Here is a 23,840-nt window from a genome sequence, read left to right as displayed (position 1 = left end):
TTGGCCGCCTTCGACGTCCTCCACCCTCACACTGCCTGGAGGTGTCGATGAACGCGGCCCGCCATCTCGCCATTGCCGCTCTGACCAGGCCCGTTTCTACTATCGTGGAGCACCATGCAGATGAACCGGGTGGCCGTCGTCGGTTCCGGCGGAAGCGGCAAATCCCACGTGGCCCGCGAACTCGGCCGTCTGCTCGACGCGCCATCACACACCTCGACGCGGTCTACTACGACGACGAGTGGAACCCGCTGCCGCCAGAGAAGTTCGAGGCGGCCCAGCGAGAGCTGGTCGCGGCGCCGCGCTGGGTGATCGACGGCAACTACAACTCCTCGCTGCACGTCCGGCTGGAAGCCTGCGACACCGTGGTGATGATGGACATGCCCACCTGGGCCGCCCTGCGGGGGATCGTCTCCCGCCAGCTCCGGCACGGTGCCGGCCAGCACACCTCCGGCGTCTACAACCGCATCCACTGGGGCGTGATCACCTACGTGGCCACCTACCGGCGGCGCATGCGACCCAAGGTGCTGGCGAAGATCCGCCACCTCGCCGCGGGCAAGCAGGTGGTGTTCCTGACCAGCCGCGCCAAGACGCGCCGCTGGCTGGAACAGGTGGCCGCCGGCCGCTGACCCGCCGTGGCGGCGGCGTGGACGGGTGGCGCCCATGACGTCGCCCGAAAACGCCTTCACGCATCCGGCTACCGCATCGCGCCTGTACCAGGAGGAGTCACGCCTGGCGGCCCGTACCTCGGCCTTGCACCAGGCGGAGATCCAGGGAAGGGCAGTCGCCGAGGTCATCGCCGACCTGGCCACCGATCACCTGGCCGAGCCCCGGCAGGCGATCGTCGCGGACCTAGGCTGTGGCCGCGGCACCAGTAGCCGAATCCTGGCCGAGCGCCTCCGGCCGCGCCACCTGCTGGCCATCGACACCTCGCAGGCGATGCTCACCGCCGCGCGCGCCCGGGTCGAGGGCGCTCCGACGAGGGTCACCTGCCTCCGCGCTGACTTCCACCGCCTACCCCTCGGGGACATCACCTGCGCGGTGGTGGTGGCCGCGTTCTGCCTCTACCACGCCCCCGACCCGCGCCTCGTCATCGCCGAGATCGCCCGCGTTCTCGTCGCGGGCGGGATTGCCATCATGGTCACCAAGTCGGCCGACAGCTACCGGACCCTCGATCTCCTGGTGGCCGCCGCAGGCATAGACGCCGGGGCGACCCGTAGGCCGAGCCTGTACGGGACCGCCCACAGCGGCAACCTGGAGGCGCTCACAGCGCCGATCCTCTCGATAGTGCACGTGGAACACGAGGAACACCGGTTCGCCTTCACGGGGCTGGACCATGTCGCTGCCTACCTTGCCACCACGCCCAAGTACGAGCTGCCGTCCGCCATGGCCACCGACCCGGACACGATCGCCACGGCACTGCGCTCCCGCGTGATCGACGCCCCGGTCGTGGCCGCCTCCACCGTCACTTACCTGATCGCCAAGCGGGGGGACGCACCATGACCTTCAGCAAGCCGTACGCCACCCGGGAAGCCCTCGAACAGACCATCGCCCACCACGCATGGCTCAACGAACATGCAGGCTCGCTCCGGCTCCCCGCCATCAGGACCGTTCGCGCGGACGGCATCGACTTCGCCTCGATCGAAGGCCGCCATGCCCGCTTCACCGACGCCCCAGCCGTGGCCACCGTCCTCGGCCGTGCCCACGCCGCCGCATGGAAGGGCGATCTGCACCGTGCGCTCCTCGCAGCCAGCCCGGCCACCCCGGTCGCCTTCTACAAGGACACCAACTTGCGCAATGTCCTCATCACCGCTGATGGGCCCGTCATGGTGGATCTCGACGACCTCACCCTGGCGCCGTTCGGCTACGACCTCGCCAAGCTGCTGGTCACCTTGGCCATGACGTACGGGCCTCTCCCACCCGCGACCTTCACGACGTCCCTGGCCTGCTACAACCAGCCGCTCATCGACGCGGGCCTACCCCCAGTCCCCATCGGCCGGTTCCTCGGTCACGCCGAGCTGCACCACCTGCTCACCCTGCCCTATCTCGGCAAGAGCGGTTACCGGCATCCGTGGCCGACCGTCCGCCCCGACCGGAGGACCTGACGTGATCTCCACCGAACTCATCTTCACCCGCCACGGCGAGGCGCAATGCAATGTGGACGGCGTTGTCGGCGGCCCGCGTACCTGCACCGGGCTGACCGACCTCGGCCGACGGCAGATGACCCTGACCGCTGCCCGCCTCCTCATCCAACATGACGCCGAACCATTCACCCAGGTGTACGCCGGACCTCGCCTGCGGCTCCGCGAAAGCGGTCGTATCGTGGCCGACGCTCTCGACCTGCCGCTGCTCATCAGCAACCCCCTGGACGGTCCCGTCCACGGCGAGGCCGACGGCAAGCCTTGGCACGAGGTCAAGACCGCCTTCCGCGGCGGCCCGCACACTCATCCCGATCAGCCCTGGGCACCGGGCTCCGACACCTGGAACGGCTACCTCAAGCTCGCCGGCGCAGTCCTCGCCGACCTCATCCGTCACCACGAAGGCGACCGCGTCCTGTTCGTAGCACACGGCGAAACCGTGCTCGCCGCACACACCCTCCTGCTCGACCTTCGCCCCGACCTGATGACCAGCTTCACCCTCGACCACGCCTCGATCACCCACTGGCAACTCCACCGCAACCGGTTCGGCGACGAGCGGTGGATGCTGCTGCGCCACAACGACACCGCCCACCTGACCACGCTGGCCACCTCGTGAGCGGCACCGACCCCGAGCTGTTGGCCGTAGCCCGCCAGCACCTGGGACCCGTCACACCGCTTCCGCGTCTCGACCTGCCCTCACACCTCCAGGTCCTCACCACGAAGGACGGGCAGCGCTACATCCTCAAGCACCACCAGGCGCCCGACCGGTTCCATGCCGAAGTCCGCGCCTACTCCACCTGGGTCCCAGCCCTGAAGGAACACGCTCCAGCCCTCATCCACGCCGACCCCGACACCCTCTCCCTGCTACTGACCGCCATCCCCGGGCAACGCGCCACGCAGCTCCCCGAGGACTCCCTCGCCGAACGTCAGGCACACCGCGACGCGGGCCACGTCCTGCGTCTCCTCCACCAAGCATCGCCCGGCACGCACACCGCGACCGACGTACCTGCCTACCTCGCTGAGCGCATGCGCTGGTGGGCCGCCCGCGCGCACCTGGCGGCCCTCATCACCTCCTCCGACCTTCGCCTCCTGCACTCCTGGGCGGACGAGATGGCCGCAGAGACACTCGAGACCACGGTGTGCCACCTGGACTACCAGCCACGCAACTGGATCGTCAGAGACACGGGACGGGTCGGCGTCGTCGATTTCGAGCACACCCGCCTCGACGCCCGCATCCGCGATTTCGCCCGCCTCGAACACCGCTACTGGCGTCGGGCGCAGCACCTCCGCACGGCCTTCTTCGACGGCTACGGCCGCCCACCCGATTCCAGCGAACACCAGCTCCTGAAACGCTTCCGCCTCTTGGAGGCGGTGACCGCACTGGTACGAGGCAACGAAGCGAACAACGCGGAACTCCTGACCCACGGCCGCACACTCATCGCCAGCATCCACCAACCACCTCAGAGGACCCCTATGCCCACGCCAGCCGCCGCCCATGGACCCCGCGAGTCACTTCCCCGGCGAGCCGTCGTCACCGGTGCGGCCGGTTTCATCGGCTCCCACCTGTGCCAGGCATTGCTCGCGCGAGGCGTGACCGTGATCGGTGTGGACCGCCGCGATCCCAGCAAGCACCTCAGCGCCGCCCACAACCTGGCCGACATCCGTACTCACCCAGGCTTCGTTTTCGCCACCGGCGACCTGCGCACCTGTGCCATCGAACCCCTGCTGCTCGACGCCGACGTCGTCTTCCACCTGGCCGGCGTCCCAGGCGTCCAGCCCTCATGGGGAGCCGACTTCGACGACTACGTCGCCTCCAACATCTCGGCCACCCAGCGGCTCATGCACGCGGTGACAAGGCTGCGCATCCCGCGCCTCGTCGTTGCGTCCTCCTCCAGCATCTACGGCGCCCCCGACGGCGACCGCCCCAGCGCCGAAACCGATCACCCGCGCCCCGCCTCCCCGTACGCGGTGACCAAGCTCGCGGAGGAACAGCTCTGCCTCGCCCACGCGGCCCGATCGGACTGCGACACCACCGTGGTGGCCTTGCGGTACTTCACCGTCTACGGCCCTCGCCAGCGGGAGGACATGTTCGTCCAGCGCCTCCTCACCGCTGCCTCAACCGGTCTGACCCTCCAGATCTACGGGGACGGCAAGCAGCGCCGCGACTTCACCTACATCGACGACGCCATCAACGCGACCATCGCGGCAGGCACCGTCTACCTGCCCAACAGCGTGATCAACATCGGGGCCGGCCGCACCAGCAGTCTCAACGACGTCGTAGAACGAGCCCACCAGCTCACCGGCCAGCCCATCAACGTCCGATCCACCAGCGCACGGAGCGGGGATGTCTCTGTCACCTGCGCCGACGCGACCTCAGCGCGTCGGCTGCTCGGCTGGGCCCCGACCACCGACTTGGTCACCGGCATGGCCGCTCAGCTCGACTGGATGGCCTCCAGCCGAAGCCCTTCCCCCATCGCGGCGGAGGCCGTCTGACGGCACCAGAAGCCACGGCGCGGGCAGACCGGCCCACGATCACACTCAGGCTGCCCGCGCCGTCCACAGGCAGAGGACCGCCGATATCCAGAGTGATCAGCGGTCAGGACACATCGGGTAGCCAGGGCGGGAGCTGCGGAGCTGGTTCGCTCTGAGACTGGTCCTGGTGGTACTTGCACGGGCCACCGCCAGTGGCCACGGTGCACGCGCTGCCCTTTCTCGTCAGGCGACCGCATTGCATGGCGGGATCATGGACATGGCACAGTCCTGACGGCCGAGCGTCGATGGGGCAGGGCTCGCCCTTCTTGGTGGTGGCCCGGCATCGCAGCCTCGTCGGCGCATGCTGTGGAGGCTGCTCGGTGGCCGGGGCGGGCGGTGCGCTTGGTTGCAGATGCTGGTCAGCGGTGCGTGAGTACAGCCGCCGTCGGGTGGGACCTACAGCGCGGCAGGTGGTCACGAAGACGACTAAGGCCACCGGTTCCGGCACGGTCCCGGACTGCGGTTCTCCCCAGCGCACCCACACAGGGACCACGCCGGAGTCGGCCTCGACCAGAAGCTTGCGGGCGGACCACGGTTTCTCGGTCTGATCGATCTCGATGGCGATCGGCGGGCCGTCGAGCCGTTCGCACACCACGTCCAGATAACCAGACCGATCCGGATGCGCTCCGGGAAGTTCGGCCAGACTGGGCATCTCTCGCCGGACCCGCCAGCCGTGGGCAACGCCCCAGGCGACCACCGCGCGAGTGAGTTCGGTCGTCACCCGAGCTGCCGACCAATCAGTGAACGTCAGCGGCGCCAGCCAGCGGGCCAGAGACTGACCCGCGCGCTGCGCACGAAGCTCCAACTTCACGCTGCTGTGTTTCCCTGCCACCCGCGTTCGGACGCCTGCGGTCAGGTAGTTGTCGCCCACCGGAGGCGACGTTCCTAGCGGGTGCAGCCGCGAGGTCTAGCGGCTTGGCTAGCGGTGCAACCTCGTCCTGAGCTGGGTTCTAGCGTTCTAGCGGCCCCATGCGAACGCCCCTGGAAGCGGCTCCAGGGGCGTTCGGCGAGGTGATCTGAGTGCTAGGGCTGGGTTTTTCGTCTTCCGTACGCCTCGGTGATGTCGGACCGGTTGAAGCCCTTGCGGTTGCGGCCCTTACCGGTGCCGTCGCGGCCCCACGTGTCCTCGGTTCGGACGCCGTACTCCTTCAGGCGGGCGGTCAGTGTGGCGGTCTTGGTGTCGTCCTCCAAGTCTGCCCACTGGCCGTAGGCGTCCGGCCGGAAGTCGGCCAGCCGGTCCACGACGGTGCTGTTCCAGATCTTGTCCTCCTTGGCCGTGGTCACGGTCAGGATGTCGGCCAGCAGGTTGTAGGAGACCCGCTGCGGCCCCTTTTGGCCGATCGCCTGGCCGGACAGCGTCCCGGCCTCCTGGCGGAGGTGGAGGGCGCGCTCGGCGATCAGCTCGGAGGTGGGGCCGTCCAGGTAGGCGGAGCGGACGATGAGCGGGTCCTCGGCGATGCCGACGGCCCAGGAGATGCCCTTGTCGTTGAGGGTGAACATGGTGGCCTTGACGCCGGCCTGGTGCATGCCGGTGCCGAGGATCATGTCGTTCTCCTGCCAGCCCATCACCCGCAGGCAGATTCGGATGCCCGCGTTCCCCGAGATGGCCTTGGGCAGGCTGTCCTTGTCCGGGCGCTGGGTCGCCAGGATGAGGATGATCCCGAGGGCCGGGCCGCGCTTGATGATCGCGGTGGCGTACTTGGCGGCCTCCTCGCCGTACTCGTCGTCAGCGAACAGCTCCTGGCATTCGTCGATCGCGACCACCACCGGGTGGAGACCGAGGTCGCGCCGCGCGGCCAGTTCGGGGGTGACCTTGAACTCGGGCGCCTGGTGGCGCGGCAGGCCGTCGATGACCTCGGCGCGCCGGTCCAGCTCGGCGTACACCTCGGCCAGCGACGCGACGCACGCCGCCTTGGCGGAGTCGGTGGCGCCCTTGGCGTAGTGGTGGGCCACCTTCTCCAGCGCCGACAGGTCCCCGGTGCCCTTCAGCTCGAACAACCGCAGCTCGGCCAGCGGGTCCAGCGCGCAGGCCAACAGCAGCACCCGCAGCGCGAACGTCTTGCCGTAGCGCGGCATCGACCCGATGAGCACGTTGGCGAACATGAGCAGGATCGAGATCGGCCGGCCGCGCTGATCGTTGCCGTACGGGACCGGCTCGAACAGGCTGACCTGCCCCGACTTGGCCAGCGGCCAGGCGGGCTGCCGGGCCTTACGCATCTCCTGATCGCCCACCCACAGCACCAGCCGGCCGGGGTGCTCCTCCGACACCGGCTCGGGCCACACGCACCCGAGGGCGCGGCGCAGACCGGAGGCGAGCTTGTCGCGCTTCTCCAGCACCTCCGCCACCGTCACGCCGAGCGGGAGATCGACCTCGGCCCGCCAGCCCGGCCCATCGCGCATGATCGGGGCCGGGAAGGTGATGCCGCGCCCGTTCTTGCCGAGCGCCTGGTTGATCGCGGAGATGCCGAGCGAGCCGAGCGCGTCCAGCACCTGGTCACTGGTCAGCTTGCGCACCCGGTTGGGGACGACCGCCCGGTCCAGCAGCGGCTGGTCGGCGGGCGTTCCGAGCACTCCCGCCCCGGCGATGAGCACGCCGAGGATCGCCCAGTGAACCGAGGTGGGCGCGGCTACGGCGACGAAGATGCCGACCAGGACCGCCGTGATCGCGCCGATCAGGAGAGTCCACAGCCGCGCCTTGACCCGGTCGTCGCGCTGCCGCGACAGCGCGAGGTACTCCGCGGCCTCCTCCTTCGTGGCCGCTGCCCGCCGTACCGGGCGGCCTTCCAGGTCGAACAGCCACCGCACCAGCGCCACCAGCACCCGCCAGGCGCCCGCCGGGGAACGCCCCGCGAGCCTGGCGGCGTACTTCGGAGCGCGCAGCGCGTGGTAGGCCAGCACGTAGCCGGTGTGCTCGGCCTGCCACTTGAGCACCTGCAAGGCGTCGGCCCGCGACCGCAGCCACAGCGGAACCAGCGGCTGCCGCTCCCGGCGGCGCGCGGCCAGTTCGGCGAGCAGGTCCGTCGGTTCGGGCCGGTGCGGCTGATCGACAAGGACCACGGTGCCCTCTATGACGCCGTCGCCCCCATCCGGAGCCTCCTGAACGGCCTTCTCCAGGCCGGTGTCGGTGGCGAGGTGCATGTCCTCGTCCTGGAGGGCGATCACCATGCCGTCGCGCATCTCTTCGGTGGCCGTCATGCCCGCACCTCCGTCCGCGTGACCAGCGAGCCGAGGATCTCGGCGTGCACGGCGAGCGCCTCGACGACGACCCGCGTCTCGGCGACCGCGTGCCCGGCCAGACGGCACAGATCGGCCAGGATGAGCAGCACGACCACCACGAAGACGCGCACCGCCGTGAAGGCCGTGCGGCCCCATCCGGCGCGCCGCATGGCCGCCCACATCTGCCCGGCACTTCGGGCGTCCGCGCCCGCCTCTCGGGTGGCGCACAGCAGGAACACGAACACGCCCATGGCAGGAATCAGGAAGCTCGTCATCACGCCGCCTCCGCCTGGCTCGTGCCGGTCGGCTGCACGCCGCTCAGCGGTGGCGGAGTGTCCTTGGAGCCGGGTGCCTCGGCCGCCTTGGCTTCGGCGGCCTGCGCCTGCTCCTTGTCCACCTCGGCGATGATGTCCTCGGCCTCGCGCTGCTCCAGTCCCCACCGGTTCATCAGGGGGCGGCGGCCGATGCGCTGCCTGCCCTCGCTGAGGCTGTCGAGGTAGGCCAGTCGCGCAGCCTCGTACCGGTCGGTGGGCAGGACCGGCACCTCGCGCTCCACCTCGACGAGGGTCTCGCTCGGCTGGCACACGTGCTCCTCCGCCGAGTCCTCGACCGACGGCCGGCGGGTGTTGCGGACGATCCACATCAGCAGCTCGTACGCACCCGCGAACGCCAGCGGCGCCAGGGCGCTGACCAGGCGCGACCCGAGTCCGCCGGACCAGCCGTGCGCCACGTTCGCCGCCAGGGTGACCGCCCCTCCCAGGGCGAGCGCGACCCACGCCAGGACCGGCACACCGATCCGGCGGCGCGAGCAGTAGACCATCACCAGCGACGCCATGACGATCACACCGTCGGACATCGCCGGGTACAGGACGGCCATGTCGTGCCGCTCACCGAGGGCGATGGCCAGACCGTAGAAGTGGTGGTACGAGACGTAGGCCGCCGCAGCGGCGACGGCCAGCAGCACGGCCACCGCGAAGCCGAGGATGACCCGGTCTCCAAGGCGGCCCGCACCAGTGTCCACGGGGCGCTCAGTGACCGGCACAGCACGCCAGCGGCGGTGACGGAACGGGTTGGGGAAGAAGCGGCCGACGCGCTTCGGCAGGACCTCGTCGGCGGGATTCACACGCTCGACGATCGTGGGTGTGGAAGGGTGGGGGCTCATGGCCTGGCTCCTGGTGTAGTCAGGTTGCTGGGTCACAGGCCGGGGTTCGGTGTTGGAGTCACCGGGCCCCGGCCGCTTGCTACTTACTTGCGGAAGGGACCGCGGAAACTCGATTGAGGCGCGCGGTTGAGTGTTATCGGACTATCTGGACATGGCCCTGCCTCCAGCGCGGCGACCGGCTGGATGGGGGAGCGGCCTCCAGGAGGGACTCCAGGCTTCCCGCGTTCCTGTTCCGTCTCTGTTCCGCCGGAGCACCAGAAAGGCGGCAGAACGACGCGAAACGACGAAAGGCAAAAAGCCAGCGTAAATGGGGTGCGAGGGAGAAGTGCAAGGTCACAGAGGGGCGACGTCTGAGCCCGGCCTACAGGCCGACTCGTCACCCCCTTTCCGGCGCATCCAGCGCGAGCTTGAATGTCCTGTCGAGCGCGTGCATCGGTACGCCGGTTCGGGCTCGCTAGGGTGAGGCGTTCCGTCCTCCTTCTCCTCCGGGAAGTGTCACGTGCTCCGTCGTCACCGTTTAGGTGTTCCCGCCCTCATAGTCACAGGCGTCTACCTCTCCGCGCTGGCCGTCGCCGTCGTGGTCGCACTGGCCGCCGGCGACCTCGGCGCGTTGTGGTGGATGACGTTGTTCGAGGCGCCGGACGCGAGCATCCAGGCGACGTGGCCGAACGTGCTCCTGCTGACCCTGGCGGGGCTGGTGGTGGCCTGGGTGTTGTGGGAGAGTCTGCGCGGGCCGTTGACCGGGCCGCCGGCGGAGCAGGACCCGAACATACGACGCCTGCGCGTGGCGCTGTACGTCGCGGCGGCGTCAAGCCTGGTCAGTCCGTTCCTGGCGGTCTGGTCCCCGTGGGGAACGGTGGTGACGCTCATACCGATGTTCGGAGTCGCGTTTCTGCTCTCTCCGGTCGTGGGACGCACCCGGAGGCATGGCCTCATCCTGCAGATCTGCGGCATCCTGGGATTCGGGGGCACTGCCGTCGGCTTGGGGCTGATGTTGTCCGGGTACGAAGCCGGAGCTCTCATGTGGTTCATCGCCTCCGCGTCCTTGATCTGGACCGTGCTGATCCTGAGGGCCCAGTGGGACGACGGCCGCTGGCGGCGGGCCACCGTCAAGTACGGCATCCTCGCGCTGGTGCTGCCCGTCGTGCTCACGATGGCGGGCGGGCTGAGCGGAGTCCCATGGGAGGTCTACGACGACGCCGTGGCGGTCGCCGGTGTGCTGGCCGTGGTCTGGCTGGCCCGCTCCGCCCACGACCTCGACGCGCCCCCGGCCGTGCCGGTCCCCTCCGTGTGACGCATGCTCGTGGCCGAGTTGACTGTGTCGTACGTCACATCAGGCTCATGTCACGGACGGGCGGGCTGCTTGCATCACGTGGTCGTCAGCGCGAGGAGAAAGGCGCAAAAGTGAACGACAACCGTGAAGCAAGCGCGACGGCCACACATCGGATTCTGGTTCTGGGGGCCGGGTACGCGGGCATGGCCGCGGCCGTCCAGCTCGCGGCCCGGGTCGGGCGGCGAGCGGACGTGCGGGTGACCCTGGTGAACCCGCAGGAGCGGTTCATCGAGCGGTTGCGGCTGCACATGTCGGCGACCGGGCAGCAGGTCGCCGAGCTGAACATCCCGGAGCTGCTGGAGGGCACCGGGGCGCGGTTCGTGCGCGGCTGGGTGACGGCGGTGGACGTGACCGCGAAGACCGTACGGATCGACGACGACCGGGTGCTGAACTACGACACGCTGGTGTACGGGCTGGGCGGCGTGGCCGACACGGCGGCGGTGCCGGGTGTGGAGGATCACGCGTACACCCTCAACAGCCCCCAGGACGCGGAGGTGCTGGCCGGTCGGCTGGCTCGGCTGGGCCATGGCACGGTCGTGGTCGGCGGCAGCGGGCTGACCGGCATCGAGTCGGCCGCGGAGATCGCCGAGCGCTACCCGGAGCTGAACGTCGTGCTGCTGGGCCGGCAGGAGCCCGGCGCGGCCATGCGCCCCAGGCCGAAGGCGTATCTGCAGGCCGCGCTCGCCCGCCTGGGCGTCCAGGTGCGCAGCGGGGTCGAGGTGACGAAGGTGCTGCCGGACTCGGTGGAGCTGGCGGGCGGGGAGAGCGTCCCCGCCGACGTCGTGCTCTGGACGAGCGGTACGCGGGTGTCGCCGCTGGCGGCCGCCGCCGGTCTGACCGTGGACGAGCGTGGCCGGGTCGTCACCGACGCCACGTTGCGGTCGGTGTCGCACCCGGAGGCGTACGCCGTGGGCGACGCCGCGGCGATCCGCCAGGGATACGGCGTCATGCACGGCACCTGCCAGGGAGGCATGCCGACCGGCGTGCACGCCGCGGTGTCGATCGTACGCACGCTGGACGGCAAGCGGCCCAAGCCGTTCCGCTTCGGTTACTACCACACGCCGGTGAGCCTGGGACGGAACGACGCGGTCGTGCAGTTCACCCACCCCGACGACAGCCCGCGACGGGTGCATCTGACCGGCCGGATGGCGGCCCGGTATAAGGAGACGGTGACCGCTTCGCCCTGGCCGACCTACGGCCGTATGAAGAAGATGCCCGCCTCGGGCGCGTTCTGGCCGCGCGGCGGCCGTTTCACCAGGGGTGTGCGGTGACCCACTCGTCCCCCGACCAGCAGGTTTTCGGCCGGCATCGCAATCTGCTGTTCTCCGTGGCCTACCGCATCCTCGGCACTGTGGCGGACGCCGAGGACGCGGTCCAGGACGCCTGGATCAAGTGGTCGGCCGCCGACCGTTCGCAGGTGGCCGACCCCAAGGCGTACCTGGCGCGGATCGTGTCGAATCTGGCGCTGCAACGGCTGCGCTCCACGCGGTATCAGCGTGAGACCTACGTGGGGCCGTGGCTTCCCGAGCCCATCCTCACCGCCGGCGACACCGCCGACGACGTCGCGAACGCCGAGTCGGTCTCGACGGCGATGCTGGTGGTGCTGGAAACCCTGAGCCCGCTTGAGCGCGCGGTGTTCGTGCTGAAGGAGGTCTTCGACTTCAGCCATGCCGAGATCGCGGAGGCGGTGGAGCGTTCCGAGAGCGCGGTGCGCCAGGCCGCGCACCGCGCTCGCGAGCACGTACGGGCCCGGCGGCCCCGGTTCGCCGCGAACCGGACGCGCCAGCGCGACGTCACGGAACGGTTCCTCGCCGCCGCGACCGGAGGCGACATCAACACCCTCATGGAGCTGCTGTCCCCGGACGTCACCCTGTGGACCGACGGCGGCGGCAAGGTGCGCCAGGCCCTGCGTCCGGTCGTGGGCGCGCAGACGGTGGCCGGCTGGTTCGGCGCCATCGGCAAGGTCGCCTACCAGGGAGTCGAGCCCGCCGACATGAACGCTGCGCTGGCCGAGATCAACGGCGGCCCTGGCGTGGTGTTCAGCGGTCTGGGGCGCGTGATCGCCACCGTCACGTTCGATTTCGACGCTGACGGGCGGATCACCACGATCCATAACATCGCGAACCCGGACAAACTCCAGGCCATCGCCGACGGGGTCACCCGCGACGTCGGCACCCCCTGAGGGCTCCTTGCCACGTGCCCCCGGGTGGCGCGTTCAGAGGGCCGACGGCTGGGCCTCGGCCGGGTCGCTCGCCGGCGCGGACTTGGCGGGGATGCGCTTGCCCAGGGTGACGAACAGCAGGATCAGGCCCACCGTCAGGAGGATGTGCCCCAGTCCGGAGACGATCGCGATGAGTTCGCCGCTGGGCCGGCCGAGGACGGTCAGGGTCCCGTGGAGGGTCATCATGGCGACGGTCACCGCAAGGCCGGCGTTGTAGATCCAGAAGAACCAGCCGAAGAGCCGGACGGACGTCAACTCGAACAGCTTCTCCAGGGCGAGGACGACGAGGAAGAACAGCATCCCGAGCGCGAGCAGGTGCGTGTGGACGACGCCCAGCTGCGTGTCGCCGGTGAAGCCGGTCAGCTTGGTGATCTCGCGGTAGTACAGGCCGCTGACCAGTCCGAGGATCATGTAGACGTGGGCGACGTTGAGGATCTTCCTCATGGTGCTGACCTTCACTCTCGCGGAGGGGGGTTGTGCCGGGAGGACATTATCGGACTGCGGTCCGATTCTGCAACGGGATTCGCGTCCGGCCGGTTTCACCCGAGGTGCGAGCTTGGATCCAGCCCGGTCAGGGCAGAGCTGGCTGCCCATACGCGTGCCGCGAGCTCGGCGTCGGCCAGGTGGCCTCGTACGGGCTCGAGGGCGGGCAGGCCGCGGATCCCGAGGACCCGGGGTCCCCATAGCTGGCCGCCGCGTACGGACGGGTCGAGGACGGCCCGGACGGCGGGCCAGGCGGCGGCCTCCTTGCCCTGGAGGAGGAGGCCGGCGGGCAGGCCGCGCAGCCGTTCGCCGGTGGTCGGAAGGTGGACCGGCGGGCGTGCGGGCGTGAGGGAGTCGAGCGCGCCGCCGGGGTGGGTCACCACGCTCAGCGTCGTGCTCCCGGCGGCGCGCAGGCGGCGGTCGAGCTCGAAGCCGAACAGCATCTGCGCGAGCTTGGACCGCGCGTAGGCGCGCTTGGGCCGGTAGTCGCGCGCGCTCTGGAGATCGTCGAGGTCCAGGCTCTCGGACTTCGCGGTGAAGCTGCCGGTGGTGACGACGCGGCTCGCGGGGGTGGCCGTCAGCAGGGGCGCGAGCCAGTGGATCAGCGCGAAGTGCCCCAGATGGTTGGTCGCGAACATCAGCTCCGCGAGGTCCTCGGTGACGCGCCGTCGCGGCTGGTCGAGCAGCACTCCGGCGTTGCAGACGACCGCGTCCAGTCTTTCCCGGCCCAGGGCGTCCGCCGCGGCCTTGATCGAGGAGGGGTCGGCGAGGTCCAGGCGGATGTGGCGGACGCGCGCGCCGGGGACGCGGGCGCCGATCGCGGCCCGCGCGGCCTCGGCCTTGGCGGCGTCGCGGCTGCCGAGGACGACGGTTGCGCCGGTGCCGGCGAGTTGCTCGGCGACGAAGTATCCGATGCCCGCGTTGCCGCCGGTGACGAGGAAGCGCCTGCCCTCGGCGCGCGGCAGGCGTCGTACGTCCCAGCTGGCCATGTCCGGCTCCTTGTCTCGATAATCCTGAACTGACTCTGAAACTATAGTCATTATAGTTTCAGAGGGATTCGAGGTTTCGAATACGATGGGGACATGGCGATGGGGCGCCGCGAGCGCAAGAAGGCACAGACCCGCCGGGCGCTGTCGGAGGCCGCGTTGCGGCTGTTCTCCGAGCGCGGGTACGACGGCGTCACCGTCGCGCAGATCGCCGACGAGGCGGACGTCTCCATCGCCACGCTGTTCGCGCACGTGCCGGACGGCAAGGAAGCGCTGATCTTCGACGACGGCGTCGAGCGACACGTGTGGCTGGTCGCCGCGGTTCGCGAGCGGCCCTCCGGTCAGTCCGTACTGGAAGCCCTGCGCCGCTGCCTGGCGGGCCGGGGGCCTTTCGCCGACGATCTCCCGCCCGAGCTGCGGGCCAAGCGCGACCTGATCGTCGGCACGCCGGCGCTGCGCGAATACTCGCGCAAGCTCTGGACGGCAGGGGAGGGGGCCCTGGCCGAGGCGATCGCCGCCGAGAGCGGCCGCGACCCCGCCGACATGACCGTACGCGCGCTCGCCCGCTACGTCCTGGAGATCCCCGAGCTCGCGGGCGCGGAACCGGACCCTTCGGGCGCGATGAACGCCATCTTCGACCTGCTCGAATCCGGCTGGCCCGAGCCGCACGCACCGGTCACGTCAACAGCCAGGCCGGTCGCGCCTTCGGGGTGAAGCCGGCCACGCCTTCGGGGTGAAATCGGCCGCGTCAACGGCACGGTCGGCGCCTCCCTGGACCGGGCCCGCAGAGCGGTGACGCCCTCGGTCGCCGGGCCGCCCCACTCCCAGGCGGCCCAGGCGAACCTCAACCCACAGTCGTACAAGTGATCCAAAAAATCGGACCCTGGGCGCATTGGAGCAGGTCCGGCCCTCGCGATAACGTCCACCCATGACGCTTCCGCTCCATCAGCGCGCAGTCGTGGCCGACACCCACAACGATCTGCTCATGGCCGTCTCCGCGCGTCCGCCCAAGCAGTGGGCCTCGTTCTTCCGGGAGAGATGGCTGCCCCAGCTCGTCGAGGGCGGGGTCGATCTGCAGGTCCTGCCGGTCTTCATCGACGACCAGTACCGCCCGGAGGGGGCGCTGAGGCAGACGTTGCGCATGATCGAATGTGCGCACGTGCTCGCCGAGGGCAATCCCGACCACGTTCGGATATGTCTGAACGCGGCCGACATCGACCGCACACTCGACGAGGGCAAGATCGCTCTGGTGATCGCGCTGGAGAGCATGCCGGGCATCGACGCCGACGTCGAGTTGATCTCGACCGTTCACCGCCTCGGCGTGCGGGTGGCGTCCATCGCGCACTTCGGGCGCACACCGCTGGCCGACGGCAGCGGTGAGGACGCCACGGGCAGCGGCCTGACCTCCCACGGCATCGCGGCGCTGGCGGAGATGGAGCGGCTCGGGATCGTCTTCGACGTCTCCCACCTGGGCGCCTCCGGTGTGGCGCACGTCCTGGAGCTGGCCACCAGGCCGGTCCTGGCCACCCACTCCTCCGCCAGGGCGCTGCGCGACCACCACCGCAACCTCACCGACGATCAGCTTCGCGCCGTGGCCGCCACGGGCGGCGTGATCTGCGTCAACTTCTTCGCCCCCTTCCTCGCCGACCGCGAGGAGGACATGACCCTCGACCGCCTGCTCGACCACATCGAGCACATGGTGTCCGTCGCCGGGATCGACCACGTCGGGCTGGGCCCCGACTTCATCCGCGAGGTCATGGACGACCTGACGCCGCCGTGCTGCGAGGGCCTCAACACGAGGGGCGTCGACCCGAAATCGGCGATCCCAGGGCTGGAGGGGCCTTCGGGCCTGCCCATGGTCACGGAGGGCCTGCTCGCCCGCGGCCTCCCGGAGAAGGACGTCATCAAGATCATCGGCGGCAACGTGCACCGCTTCCTGGGCGAACAACTGGCGTGATCGGCGGCACCGGCGCCGTTCCCGGGCAAGGAGCTGGTCCGGCCGATGGAAATATGCGCCGCTTTCCGGGTAAGTAGCAGGTGGAGTTGGCGGCGGCCTGTGCCGCCTCCTGGGTGAGCGACTGATGGCGTTGGCGACAAGGTGGGCTGGTCCCCGGGCGGGGAACTGGTTGTGGCGGCGGCAGCGTGGGCGCTGTCTGGACGAGTAGTCGGTGGAGTTGGCGGCGGTGGCGTGCGCCGTCTCCTGGGTGAACGACTGATGGTGTCGGCGGCAGCGTGTGCTGGTTTCTAGGCGAGTAGTGGGTCGAGGTTGGCGGCGGCGTGCGTTGGCTCCCGGGAGGGGGCCGGTTCCGGTTGGTGGCGGCGTGCGACGGTTCCCGGGAGGGGAGCCGGTTGCGGTTGGCGGCGACCTGCGGTGGTTCCCAGGAGGGGGCCGGTTCGGGTCAGCGGGTTCGTTCGCTGCTTCCCGGAAGGGGGGCCGGTTGCGGCGTGCGCTGGTTTCCGAGAGAGGGGCCGGTTCGGTCAGTGGCGACGTGCGCCGGTTCCTAGGTGGGGGTCGGCTCGGGTCAGCGGTGGTGTGCCCAGGCTCTTGGGCGGTGAGTCGGTTCCGGCGGCGGCAACGTGCATCGCTTGCTGCGGCGAGCAGGTGGTGAGGGTGTCAGCGTGCGCATCGCCTCCTTCCTCTTCGGAGGGGGACCGGGCCGATGTGCGAGGGCGGCGGCGGAGAGGAAACGGAATGAAGCGTGAGCTCTACGGAGGGGCGGCATGATCGAGGATCTCGAAGAGCTGGTGTTGTGCGAGTCGTTCACCCACGATCTGGAAGCCGTGGCCCGCAGCGCGAAGGTCGTGGCGGCGATGGGAGCCCGCTATCTGGGCGCGCAGCCCGAGTTCCTCGTGATCGACGGCGTCACGCATCTGCGCTGGACGTTCGGCACGCCCAAGGTGTTCCTGCTGTGCCACCACGACACCGTGTGGCCGATCGGCACTCTCGCCACCCACCCTTGGTCCGTGGTGGACGGCGTGGCGCGGGGGCCGGGGGTGTTCGACATGAAGGCGGGGCTGGTGCAGACGTTCCACGCGCTGGCCGGGCTCGGCTCACTCGACGGCATCACCCTGCTGATCAACGGTGACGAGGAGTGTGGCTCGCGTACCTCGTCCGGGCTGATCAAGGAGACTGCCCGCGGGCTGGTCGCCGCGTTCGTCATGGAGGCAAGTGCCGACGGCGGTGCGCTGAAGACGTCCCGCAAGGGCACCGCCCTCTACACCGTCAACGTCCGGGGCCGGGCCGCGCACGCCGGGCTCGAGCCGGAGAAGGGGGTGAACGCCGGGATCGAGCTGGCACACCAGATCCTGGCCATCGCGGCCATGGGCTCAGGGGCCACCACTGTCACGCCGACGGTCTTGTCGGGCGGCACGTCACGCAACACCGTCCCCGCCGCGGCCTCGATCGAGGTGGACGTGCGGGTGGCCGAGATGTCGGAGCAGGCTCGGGTGGACGCCGCCTTCCACGGGCTCCGGCCGGTCCTGCCCGGCACCCGCCTGGAGGTCCTCGGCGGTCCCAACCGGCCGCCGCTCGAGAGCGCGATGTCGGCTTCGCTGTACGCGCTGGCGCAGGAGCTGGCGTCGGACCTGGGAGTGGGGCCGCTGACCTCGGCTTCGGTGGGCGGCGCCTCGGACGGCAACTTCACGGCGGGAGTCGGCTGCCCGACCCTCGACGGGCTGGGCGCGGTCGGCGGCGGGGCGCACGCGGACGACGAGCACGTCATCCTCGCCGAGATGCCACGGCGCACCGCCCTCCTACGGGCCCTGATCGAAGCCGTTCGCGCGTAATCGGTAGGCTGCGCGCCCGCTGAGCTGTGCGCCCGGTCAGCCGCGCGTTCGCTGAGCTGCGCGTTCGCTGAGCCGCGCGTTCGGTCGGCTGCGGGAGATGCTCGGGGGAGGTGGTGAGGGGGGAGGCGGTGAGGGGGAGGTGGTGAGGGGCGGAGGCGGTGGTCCGTTGTCTTGCTACCGTCAGCGGCCCCTTTCGGGACGTAGCTTGGCAGCGGGCGCCTCCGCCCCTCCGGCCCCTGGGAGTCAGGACCGGCGTGGCGAGGGACGCCATGGGCACGTGGAGAACCTCGCCGGCCCACGCGACACTAATCCGCCCCCACCGCCCCGTCTGCGCACGATTACTCAGAAGCGGCGCTCACCCGCCCGCTCCCCACCTGCGCACGGCCGCCCGGCAGCGGCGGGACCATGTGCACCCGGGCCGAGCCGATGTCGAAGTAGAGCCCCACCAGCTCCAGCTTCCCGGCGCGCACCTGCTCGTCGACCTTCCGGTACGTGCGCAGGTTCTCCAGCTGCTGCTGCACGTTGACCCGGCACAACACGTCCAGAGCACCGCTGTGCAGCCGGTCGCCCTCGGTCTCGATGAACGTGGCCAGGCTGTGGTTCCCGTGCCGCAGCCACCTCCTCAGCCCCGGCAGGCTGCCCGCCTGCACCCCGCCGCTCAGCACCCCCGCCATGGCGCCGCAGCCCGAGTGCCCGCACACCGTGATCGTGTGTACGCCGAGGACCTGCGTGGCGTACTCGACCGCCGCCACCATCGAGTCGTCGTGCGGTTCGGAGCCCCTGCGCGGCACCAGGTTGCCGATGTTGCGCACGGTGAACAGGTCGCCCGGGCCGCTCGCGGTGATGAGGCTCGGCACGATCCGGGAGTCGGCGCACGTGATGAACAGGTGCGACGGCTGCTGCTTGCGGGCCAGCTCGGTGAAGATGGGCCGGACCAGCGGCGCCGTACGCCGGTGGTACTCGCGCGCCCCCGCCGTCAGCAGGCATTCGGCCTCGGTGGAGTCGGGAGCCGAGGGACGGACGGGACGACGGCGGTGCGACCACGGCAGCCACCAGCGATCCGGCACCTTGGGCGGCGACTTCACGGGGAACATGCGCGCGCCGCTGGCCGCCAGCGTGTACCACTCGTCGTGCAGCTCGTCGATGTCGACCATGCCGCCCATGCGCTCGTGGTCCAGCCGCCAGGAGTGGATGGCCTCGAAGGCGGCGTTGTCCATGAAGTCGATGTTCAGGTCGAGGTCCACGGCGGTGCCCGCGGCGATCGTCCGCAGCTCGTGCGTGAGCCTGGGCACCCCCAGGAACGTCAGCGAGCCGGAGACCGTCACGTGCAGCCGGCCGTCGACGCCCTCGCGCTTCAGGACCGTGACCCAGGTCAGGCGGCGCAGCGCGAGCAGCGCGGCCAGGATCAGCCCCACCACCACGCCCTCGGCCAGCCCGAGCACGATGACGGTGACCATCGTCACGACGTAGACGGGCACCTCGCCATGGCCGTGCACCTTCTTGATGTGACCGAGGTTCACCATCTGCACGCCGATGAACACCAGCAACGCCGCCAGCGCCTCCAGCGGGATCAGCTTGATCGACCAGCCGAACCCGATCGCGAACACCAGCACCCACACCCCGTGCAGGATCGCCGACCAGCGCGAACGCCCGCCCGCCTGCACGTTCGCGGTGCTGCGCACGATCACCCCGGCCACCGGCAGGCCGCCGAGGGCGCCGGTGACCATGTTCGCGACGCCCTGGCCGGTCAGCTCCTGGTCGAGGTCGGCGCGGCGACTGCCGTGCATCCCGTCCACCGCCACGCAGCACAGCAGCGACTCGCACCCGGCCAGCAGCGCCACCAGCAGCACCGCCCCCACGATCAGGTGCCAGTCGCCGTGCGGCAGGACGGGGAAGGCCCACTCGGTGACGCTGTGGGACAGGTCCACGCGCGTGACGTCCCAGCCGAACGCCCACGCCGTCCCCGCCGCCACGAGCAGCGCCACCAGCGGCGCGGGCACGACCTTGACCCGCTTGGGCAGCCGCGTCCACAGCGCCAGCACCGAGATCGTGAGCAGCCCGACGGCGACCTTGTGGCCGTGCAGGTCGGCGATCTGGCCGGGCAGCTCGATCAGGTTGGCCACGGCCGAACGCTGCGAGCTGCCGCCCAGCACCACGTGGAGCTGGGCGAGGGCGATGATCACGCCGACGGCCGCCAGCATGCCGTGGATGACCGCCGGCGACACCGCGAGTGCCGCCCTGGCCGCCTTGAACACGCCCAGCAGGAGCTGCACGGCCCCCGCCAGCAGCGTGATCATGCAGGTGGCGCGCCATCCGTACGTCTGCACGAGATCCACGACCACCAGCGACAGCCCGGCGGCGGGCCCGCTGACCTGTACGGCGGATCCGCCGAGCGCGCCGGCCACGATCCCGCCCACCACGGCGGCGATCAACCCGGCGGCCAGCGGCGCGCCGGAGGCCATCGCGATGCCCAGAGAGAGGGGCACCGCGACGAGGAAAACCACGAGCGAGGCTGGCACGTCATGCCGGAGGGTGCTCAGCCAGCTACTCTTCGTGTCGGGGATCATGGAGCAAACCCTATTGCTCCATCGACCCTGCTTTAAGACCGTCTCACGCTGGTTTTACGCATTAATAATGGGCGCGTGGGCTCACCGGTAGTAGTCGTGCGGGTGCTCCTGCTCGGAGGAGCGGCGGTGGTTGCCGTTGCCGCCGTTGTTGCCGTTCTGGGAGCCGTACGTCGGCCATGAGGTCGCGCTCGACGGCGGCTCCGGCCAGGCGGCGGCCGGGGCGGTGGTGATGTCGCCCGTCTCGTACGCGAACGGGGCCCCCGGCGGCGTCGGGGGGACCGGAGTCGAGGTCGACGACAGCACGTCGTCGTAGGCCGAGACCGTCCTGCCGGGCACGGTCGGGGTGCTGGAGGCGGGGGTGGGGCCGGTGAGCGGCTCGGAGTCGTCGGCCACCGCCCAGCCGGAGCGCACCTCGTACGAGGCGGGATAGGACGAGCGCGCGGCGGGCTGCTCGAACGCCGGCCAGGAGCTGCCGTAGCCGGCGGCGGGGGTGGGGTCGTCGAGGATGTCGGGCTGCGCGGGCCAGGAGCCGGACGAGGAGGGCGTCGCGGGCGGGTTGGTCCAGGTGGTCTCCGCCGCGTTGGTGTAGGCGGGGAACGGGTCGCTGGTGGGCGCGCCGTGGATGGGGGCCGGCTGGGCGGGGAAGGAGCCGCTCGTGGCGGGGGTGGCGGGGTAGGCGCCGCTCCCGTTGGGCTGGCTCACGGGGTTGGCCGGGAAGGCGCCGCCGGCTGCCGGGGCCGCAGGGAAGGAGCCGGTGCCGCTCCTCGGCGAGTTGTTGGACGACAGGGAGTCGGGGCGCGGGGAGGGGACCGGCTGGGCGCCCGGGCCCAGGATGCTCATCACGTCGGCCGTCGGGGCCGCGAACGTCACCGTGCGCTGGTCCACCGGCTCCGGCTTGGACGGGGCGGGACGCTTGGCGGGCTCCACCAGGTCAGCGAGGTTGGCCGCGGCGGGGGCCGGCTGGCGCTGCGGGAGGGGGGCCTGGACGGTGGTCGCGTCGGGGTCGACGGCGGCGGAGGCGGCGACGGGCCGCGGCTTGGCGGCGCGTTCCTGGCGCTTGGGGGCGGCGGGGCGCTCCGCTGCGGGCTTTTCGCGCTCGACCGGACGGGAGGCGCCCTTCCTGGCCGCCACGGTGCCGCCCGCGCCGAAGCCGCCTTCTTCCGCGTCGCTGCGGATGTTGGCCCAGAACTCCTCGTCGTCGTCATCGGTGGACGGGTTGCCCCACTCGTCGACGCCGCGCCTGCCACGCTGACCGGTGCGCACCGGTTTGGGCTCGCGCTCGCCGATGGGGCTGAAATCCGGGCTGAAATTGGCCATGCGAGGCTCGTGCGAGGCGAACTCGTCAGTGGACCGCGTCTGGGTCCTCTCCTCCTTCTCGGCCATCTCCTTCAGCCGTTCCGGAGGGAGGGAACTCTCCCGGCGACTCATCGAACGCATGCCCAGTGCCACGACGACGAGCACGAGGAGCACGACGGCGACCAAGCTCACTACGACCGCGATCATTGCACCACCCTCAAAGCCATGGCCTCCCTTCGGCGCCGGTGAGATCGCGCGGCCATCGACGCGACCTGCCCCCTTTGATCACCAGTGCCTAACGATTGGATCTGATTGTGTCGGACCACTATGAGCGTTGTCACACCCTACGTGAAGAATTGGTACACCCGACTACCTGCTGTGTTCGCTCTCTCACTGGATGTCGACTGCTGTGAGCCGACCCCGGGCGATGGTCTTGTCCGCGATCTCTTTCAGGATGTCGGGGAGCTCGGCACCCTGCTGGACGACGACCTTGCCGTTCAACGTGTAGACGGTGAATCGATAGCTGCCCGGGCTTTTGCAAGGGGGCTCGTAGCCCTCCTTGCCGCCGGTCACCTTCGCCTGGCTGGACCCGTCAGGAGGGCTCGCCGCGGCGTTGGGCCCCAGCTCGGTCGTGGTCGCCGGGATGTTGTAGAGCACCCAGTTCACGGCCGACTCGGATGATGTATGGGAGTCGACCACGATCGCGATCGACTTCGCCTCGGACAGTGGCGGGCTCGACCAGCGCAGCGGGGGACTGCCCTCGCCGCCCCGGCAGGAGTATTCGGCGGGGAGCGGCTTGCCCTCCCCCAACTCCGGGCTGGAGACGTTGATCTCCGCGATGTCCTTGGCCTGAGATCTGCCGATGAAGCCGCCGCAACCGGCCAACGCGAACGCCACGGTCACCGCCGTCACACTGACGGCGATGCGTCGCATACGTGCTGCCGCGTTACACAGCCCCATGCCGGACGATGCTACGCGGCTCTCGGCGGTGCGCAGACCGTTTCTCGATGGTCGGTGCTCGGTAAAGGATCCGAAACAGGGGAGAATCGCGGGATCCGCGTAGTGACGTTGGCCACAGGAGTGGCCCGCGTGTCTCCTGGGAGAGCACAATCGGGCCGGGCCTCGGGACCCATCCTGGCCTGCTGGTTCGACGCGGGGGGAGAGCGGGCCGGGTCTTGCGCGGGATCCGACAAAACAGACACCGATTTCGGTCACGGCGGCGTCGCAAAAACCAGGTGCGCCAGATCCATCCCTGGATGTAGGCATCGGCGGTGATTCGCGGGGTTTCTCACGGTCCGGCCCTCACGCTCGGCGGGCCGCCGGTTTCGAGGGGTGACCGTCAGCGCGGGGTGGACGGCGGCTGCCACGTTGCGTGAGGCGCTCGCGCGGTGGTGCGGTCATGCGCTGGCCGAGCCTGGTTGGCACGTACGTGGCGCCGCCGACGTGGCCAAGCTCGACAGCCTGCGGCCGGCCGCCACCGAGCATGGCACCGGGGCGAAGGCGCGCGGCGGCAGACACGCCGGGGATCCCGGTCGATCTTTACGGGCTCGCGGGCCGATCGCCTTCCCGCCGCGCGCCCTAAGCTGGGCATGTGACGTCAACTGGCCCCCTGCGCGATCCGGCGAACCGAGTCTCGCCGAAGGCCGTCCGGCTGTGGCTGCTCGAATCGCTGGTCGCGTTCGTGTTCTTCCTCGGCGGCTCGCTGCTGGTGGCGCGGTGGGTCGGCGGGAGCGGCTGGTCGTGGGTGCCCGGCTGGTTCGCCGACAACTCCTGGCTGCTGCCCGCCGCGGTCGTGCTGCTGACGGGGCCGTTCCTGGTGGCCGAGCCGTTCGTACGGTACGCCGTGCATCGCTGGGAGCTCTCAGGGGACGTCGTCTACGCGCGGTCGGGGTTCTTGACCAGGGAGTGGGTGTTCGTGCCCGTGAGCCGCATCCAGACGGTGGACAAGGGGCAAGGGTGGCTGGAGCGGCTGCTCGGGCTGGCCACGCTCGAGATCCGTACCGCGTCCCACGCCGGGTCCTCGACGATCAAGGGCCTTGACTACGGGGTGGCGGCCGGGCTGGCCGAGCAGCTCGCGCACCGGGCCGAGGCGCTCAGGGACGACGCGACATGACCGACCCCCG

The 23,840-nt window shown here is 70.3% G+C and carries 21 protein-coding genes; 12 read left to right on the top strand and 9 right to left on the bottom strand.

Features of this window, described 5'->3' with window-relative positions; translation table 11 throughout:
- The first annotated feature begins 47 nt into the window (after positions 1-47).
- From ABZS69_RS07425 to ABZS69_RS07405, 5 genes are read left to right on the top strand one after another with little or no spacing between them, the layout of a single operon-like run.
- Entirely contained in the window at positions 48-626 is a 579-nt protein-coding gene (locus tag ABZS69_RS07425; RefSeq protein WP_355368031.1) for a topology modulation protein, read from the top strand.
- A 34-nt stretch (positions 627-660) separates the two neighbouring features.
- The gene (locus ABZS69_RS07420; RefSeq protein ID WP_355368028.1) at positions 661-1,500 is read left to right on the top strand and encodes a methyltransferase domain-containing protein; all 840 of its coding nucleotides are present in this window, start codon (positions 661-663) and stop codon (positions 1,498-1,500) included.
- Positions 1,497-2,102, top strand: coding sequence for a phosphotransferase (locus ABZS69_RS07415; RefSeq protein WP_355368025.1), 606 nt, complete (start codon positions 1,497-1,499; stop codon positions 2,100-2,102). Before ABZS69_RS07420 ends, ABZS69_RS07415 begins: the two co-directional genes overlap by 4 nt.
- 1 nt (position 2,103) lies before the next feature.
- On the top strand, positions 2,104-2,751 hold the full coding sequence (locus tag ABZS69_RS07410; RefSeq protein ID WP_355368022.1) for a histidine phosphatase family protein: 648 nt from the start codon (positions 2,104-2,106) through the stop codon (positions 2,749-2,751).
- Positions 2,748-4,628, top strand: coding sequence for an NAD-dependent epimerase/dehydratase family protein (locus ABZS69_RS07405; RefSeq protein ID WP_355368019.1), 1,881 nt, complete (start codon positions 2,748-2,750; stop codon positions 4,626-4,628). Before ABZS69_RS07410 ends, ABZS69_RS07405 begins: the two co-directional genes overlap by 4 nt.
- Before the next feature lie 103 nt (positions 4,629-4,731).
- Here the strand turns inward: ABZS69_RS07405 and ABZS69_RS07400 are convergent, their stop codons facing one another.
- The 4 genes from ABZS69_RS07400 to ABZS69_RS07385 form a co-directional block, all read right to left on the bottom strand.
- Positions 4,732-5,538: a hypothetical protein gene (locus ABZS69_RS07400; protein WP_355368016.1), complete on the bottom strand. Its 807-nt coding sequence runs from the start codon at positions 5,536-5,538 to the stop codon at positions 4,732-4,734.
- Positions 5,539-5,690: 152 nt separating this feature from the next.
- Entirely contained in the window at positions 5,691-7,862 is a 2,172-nt protein-coding gene (locus ABZS69_RS07395) for an FtsK/SpoIIIE domain-containing protein (RefSeq protein WP_355368013.1), read from the bottom strand.
- Entirely contained in the window at positions 7,859-8,158 is a 300-nt protein-coding gene (locus ABZS69_RS07390) for a hypothetical protein (RefSeq protein ID WP_355368010.1), read from the bottom strand. The genes ABZS69_RS07395 and ABZS69_RS07390 overlap by 4 nt, the downstream gene beginning before the upstream one ends.
- A complete protein-coding gene (locus tag ABZS69_RS07385; protein WP_355368007.1) occupies positions 8,158-9,045 on the bottom strand; it encodes a DUF2637 domain-containing protein in 888 nt (295 codons plus the stop codon). The genes ABZS69_RS07390 and ABZS69_RS07385 overlap by 1 nt, the downstream gene beginning before the upstream one ends.
- A gap of 499 nt (positions 9,046-9,544) precedes the next feature.
- Here ABZS69_RS07385 and ABZS69_RS07380 point away from each other — a divergent pair, with 499 nt between their 5' ends.
- From ABZS69_RS07380 to ABZS69_RS07370, 3 genes are all read left to right on the top strand, one after another.
- Positions 9,545-10,339, top strand: coding sequence for a hypothetical protein (locus ABZS69_RS07380; protein WP_355368004.1), 795 nt, complete (start codon positions 9,545-9,547; stop codon positions 10,337-10,339).
- Positions 10,340-10,449: 110 nt separating this feature from the next.
- Entirely contained in the window at positions 10,450-11,649 is a 1,200-nt protein-coding gene (locus tag ABZS69_RS07375) for an FAD-dependent oxidoreductase (RefSeq protein ID WP_355368001.1), read from the top strand.
- The gene (locus ABZS69_RS07370; protein ID WP_355367998.1) at positions 11,646-12,560 is read left to right on the top strand and encodes an RNA polymerase sigma-70 factor; all 915 of its coding nucleotides are present in this window, start codon (positions 11,646-11,648) and stop codon (positions 12,558-12,560) included. The genes ABZS69_RS07375 and ABZS69_RS07370 overlap by 4 nt, the downstream gene beginning before the upstream one ends.
- A 33-nt stretch (positions 12,561-12,593) precedes the next feature.
- On the opposite strand, the gene ABZS69_RS07365 is transcribed toward ABZS69_RS07370, so the two are convergent.
- On the bottom strand, positions 12,594-13,043 hold the full coding sequence (locus tag ABZS69_RS07365; protein ID WP_355367995.1) for a DUF2871 domain-containing protein: 450 nt from the start codon (positions 13,041-13,043) through the stop codon (positions 12,594-12,596).
- A gap of 95 nt (positions 13,044-13,138) precedes the next feature.
- The gene (locus ABZS69_RS07360; RefSeq protein WP_355367992.1) at positions 13,139-14,071 is read right to left on the bottom strand and encodes an SDR family NAD(P)-dependent oxidoreductase; all 933 of its coding nucleotides are present in this window, start codon (positions 14,069-14,071) and stop codon (positions 13,139-13,141) included.
- Positions 14,072-14,164: 93 nt separating this feature from the next.
- Here ABZS69_RS07360 and ABZS69_RS07355 point away from each other — a divergent pair, with 93 nt between their 5' ends.
- The 3 genes from ABZS69_RS07355 to ABZS69_RS07345 all read left to right on the top strand — a co-directional run bounded on the left by ABZS69_RS07355 (position 14,165) and on the right by ABZS69_RS07345 (position 17,854).
- The gene (locus tag ABZS69_RS07355; RefSeq protein WP_355367989.1) at positions 14,165-14,782 is read left to right on the top strand and encodes a TetR/AcrR family transcriptional regulator; all 618 of its coding nucleotides are present in this window, start codon (positions 14,165-14,167) and stop codon (positions 14,780-14,782) included.
- A gap of 214 nt (positions 14,783-14,996) precedes the next feature.
- Positions 14,997-16,025 carry a dipeptidase gene (locus tag ABZS69_RS07350; RefSeq protein ID WP_355367986.1) on the top strand — a complete coding sequence of 343 codons (1,029 nt, stop codon included), beginning with the start codon at positions 14,997-14,999 and terminating at the stop codon, positions 16,023-16,025.
- A gap of 764 nt (positions 16,026-16,789) precedes the next feature.
- A complete protein-coding gene (locus ABZS69_RS07345; RefSeq protein ID WP_355367983.1) occupies positions 16,790-17,854 on the top strand; it encodes a M20 family metallopeptidase in 1,065 nt (354 codons plus the stop codon).
- Positions 17,855-18,192: 338 nt separating this feature from the next.
- On the opposite strand, the gene ABZS69_RS07340 is transcribed toward ABZS69_RS07345, so the two are convergent.
- The 3 genes from ABZS69_RS07340 to ABZS69_RS07330 all read right to left on the bottom strand — a co-directional run bounded on the left by ABZS69_RS07340 (position 18,193) and on the right by ABZS69_RS07330 (position 22,650).
- Entirely contained in the window at positions 18,193-20,421 is a 2,229-nt protein-coding gene (locus ABZS69_RS07340) for a bifunctional SulP family inorganic anion transporter/carbonic anhydrase (protein ID WP_355367980.1), read from the bottom strand.
- A gap of 81 nt (positions 20,422-20,502) precedes the next feature.
- Entirely contained in the window at positions 20,503-21,924 is a 1,422-nt protein-coding gene (locus tag ABZS69_RS07335; RefSeq protein ID WP_355367977.1) for a hypothetical protein, read from the bottom strand.
- A gap of 183 nt (positions 21,925-22,107) precedes the next feature.
- On the bottom strand, positions 22,108-22,650 hold the full coding sequence (locus ABZS69_RS07330) for a YbhB/YbcL family Raf kinase inhibitor-like protein (protein WP_355367974.1): 543 nt from the start codon (positions 22,648-22,650) through the stop codon (positions 22,108-22,110).
- 658 nt (positions 22,651-23,308) lie between these two features.
- On the opposite strand from ABZS69_RS07330, the gene ABZS69_RS07325 reads away from it, so the two are divergent.
- Positions 23,309-23,830 carry a PH domain-containing protein gene (locus tag ABZS69_RS07325; protein ID WP_355367971.1) on the top strand — a complete coding sequence of 174 codons (522 nt, stop codon included), beginning with the start codon at positions 23,309-23,311 and terminating at the stop codon, positions 23,828-23,830.
- Positions 23,831-23,840: the final 10 nt, after the last annotated feature.

This window comes from Nonomuraea sp. NPDC005650, from assembly GCF_040605375.1.
In the GTDB taxonomy this organism is placed as follows: Bacteria; Actinomycetota; Actinomycetes; order Streptosporangiales; family Streptosporangiaceae; genus Nonomuraea.
This window is presented reverse-complemented; position numbering and strand designations above follow the sequence as displayed.

Excerpts from the sequence above, each read along its gene's own strand:
- ABZS69_RS07425 (WP_355368031.1), top strand. The coding sequence starts at position 48 with ATGAACGCGGCCCGCCATCTCGCCATTGCCGCTCTGACCAGGCCCGTT.
- ABZS69_RS07420 (WP_355368028.1), top strand. The coding sequence starts at position 661 with ATGACGTCGCCCGAAAACGCCTTCACGCATCCGGCTACCGCATCGCGC.
- ABZS69_RS07415 (WP_355368025.1), top strand. The coding sequence starts at position 1,497 with ATGACCTTCAGCAAGCCGTACGCCACCCGGGAAGCCCTCGAACAGACC.
- ABZS69_RS07395 (WP_355368013.1), bottom strand. The coding sequence starts at position 7,862 with ATGACGGCCACCGAAGAGATGCGCGACGGCATGGTGATCGCCCTCCAG.
- ABZS69_RS07390 (WP_355368010.1), bottom strand. The coding sequence starts at position 8,158 with ATGACGAGCTTCCTGATTCCTGCCATGGGCGTGTTCGTGTTCCTGCTG.
- ABZS69_RS07385 (WP_355368007.1), bottom strand. The coding sequence starts at position 9,045 with ATGAGCCCCCACCCTTCCACACCCACGATCGTCGAGCGTGTGAATCCC.
- ABZS69_RS07365 (WP_355367995.1), bottom strand. The coding sequence starts at position 13,043 with ATGAGGAAGATCCTCAACGTCGCCCACGTCTACATGATCCTCGGACTG.
- ABZS69_RS07360 (WP_355367992.1), bottom strand. The coding sequence starts at position 14,071 with ATGGCCAGCTGGGACGTACGACGCCTGCCGCGCGCCGAGGGCAGGCGC.
- ABZS69_RS07355 (WP_355367989.1), top strand. The coding sequence starts at position 14,165 with ATGGCGATGGGGCGCCGCGAGCGCAAGAAGGCACAGACCCGCCGGGCG.
- ABZS69_RS07350 (WP_355367986.1), top strand. The coding sequence starts at position 14,997 with ATGACGCTTCCGCTCCATCAGCGCGCAGTCGTGGCCGACACCCACAAC.
- ABZS69_RS07345 (WP_355367983.1), top strand. The coding sequence starts at position 16,790 with ATGATCGAGGATCTCGAAGAGCTGGTGTTGTGCGAGTCGTTCACCCAC.
- ABZS69_RS07340 (WP_355367980.1), bottom strand. The coding sequence starts at position 20,421 with ATGATCCCCGACACGAAGAGTAGCTGGCTGAGCACCCTCCGGCATGAC.
- ABZS69_RS07335 (WP_355367977.1), bottom strand. The coding sequence starts at position 21,924 with ATGATCGCGGTCGTAGTGAGCTTGGTCGCCGTCGTGCTCCTCGTGCTC.
- ABZS69_RS07330 (WP_355367974.1), bottom strand. The coding sequence starts at position 22,650 with ATGCGACGCATCGCCGTCAGTGTGACGGCGGTGACCGTGGCGTTCGCG.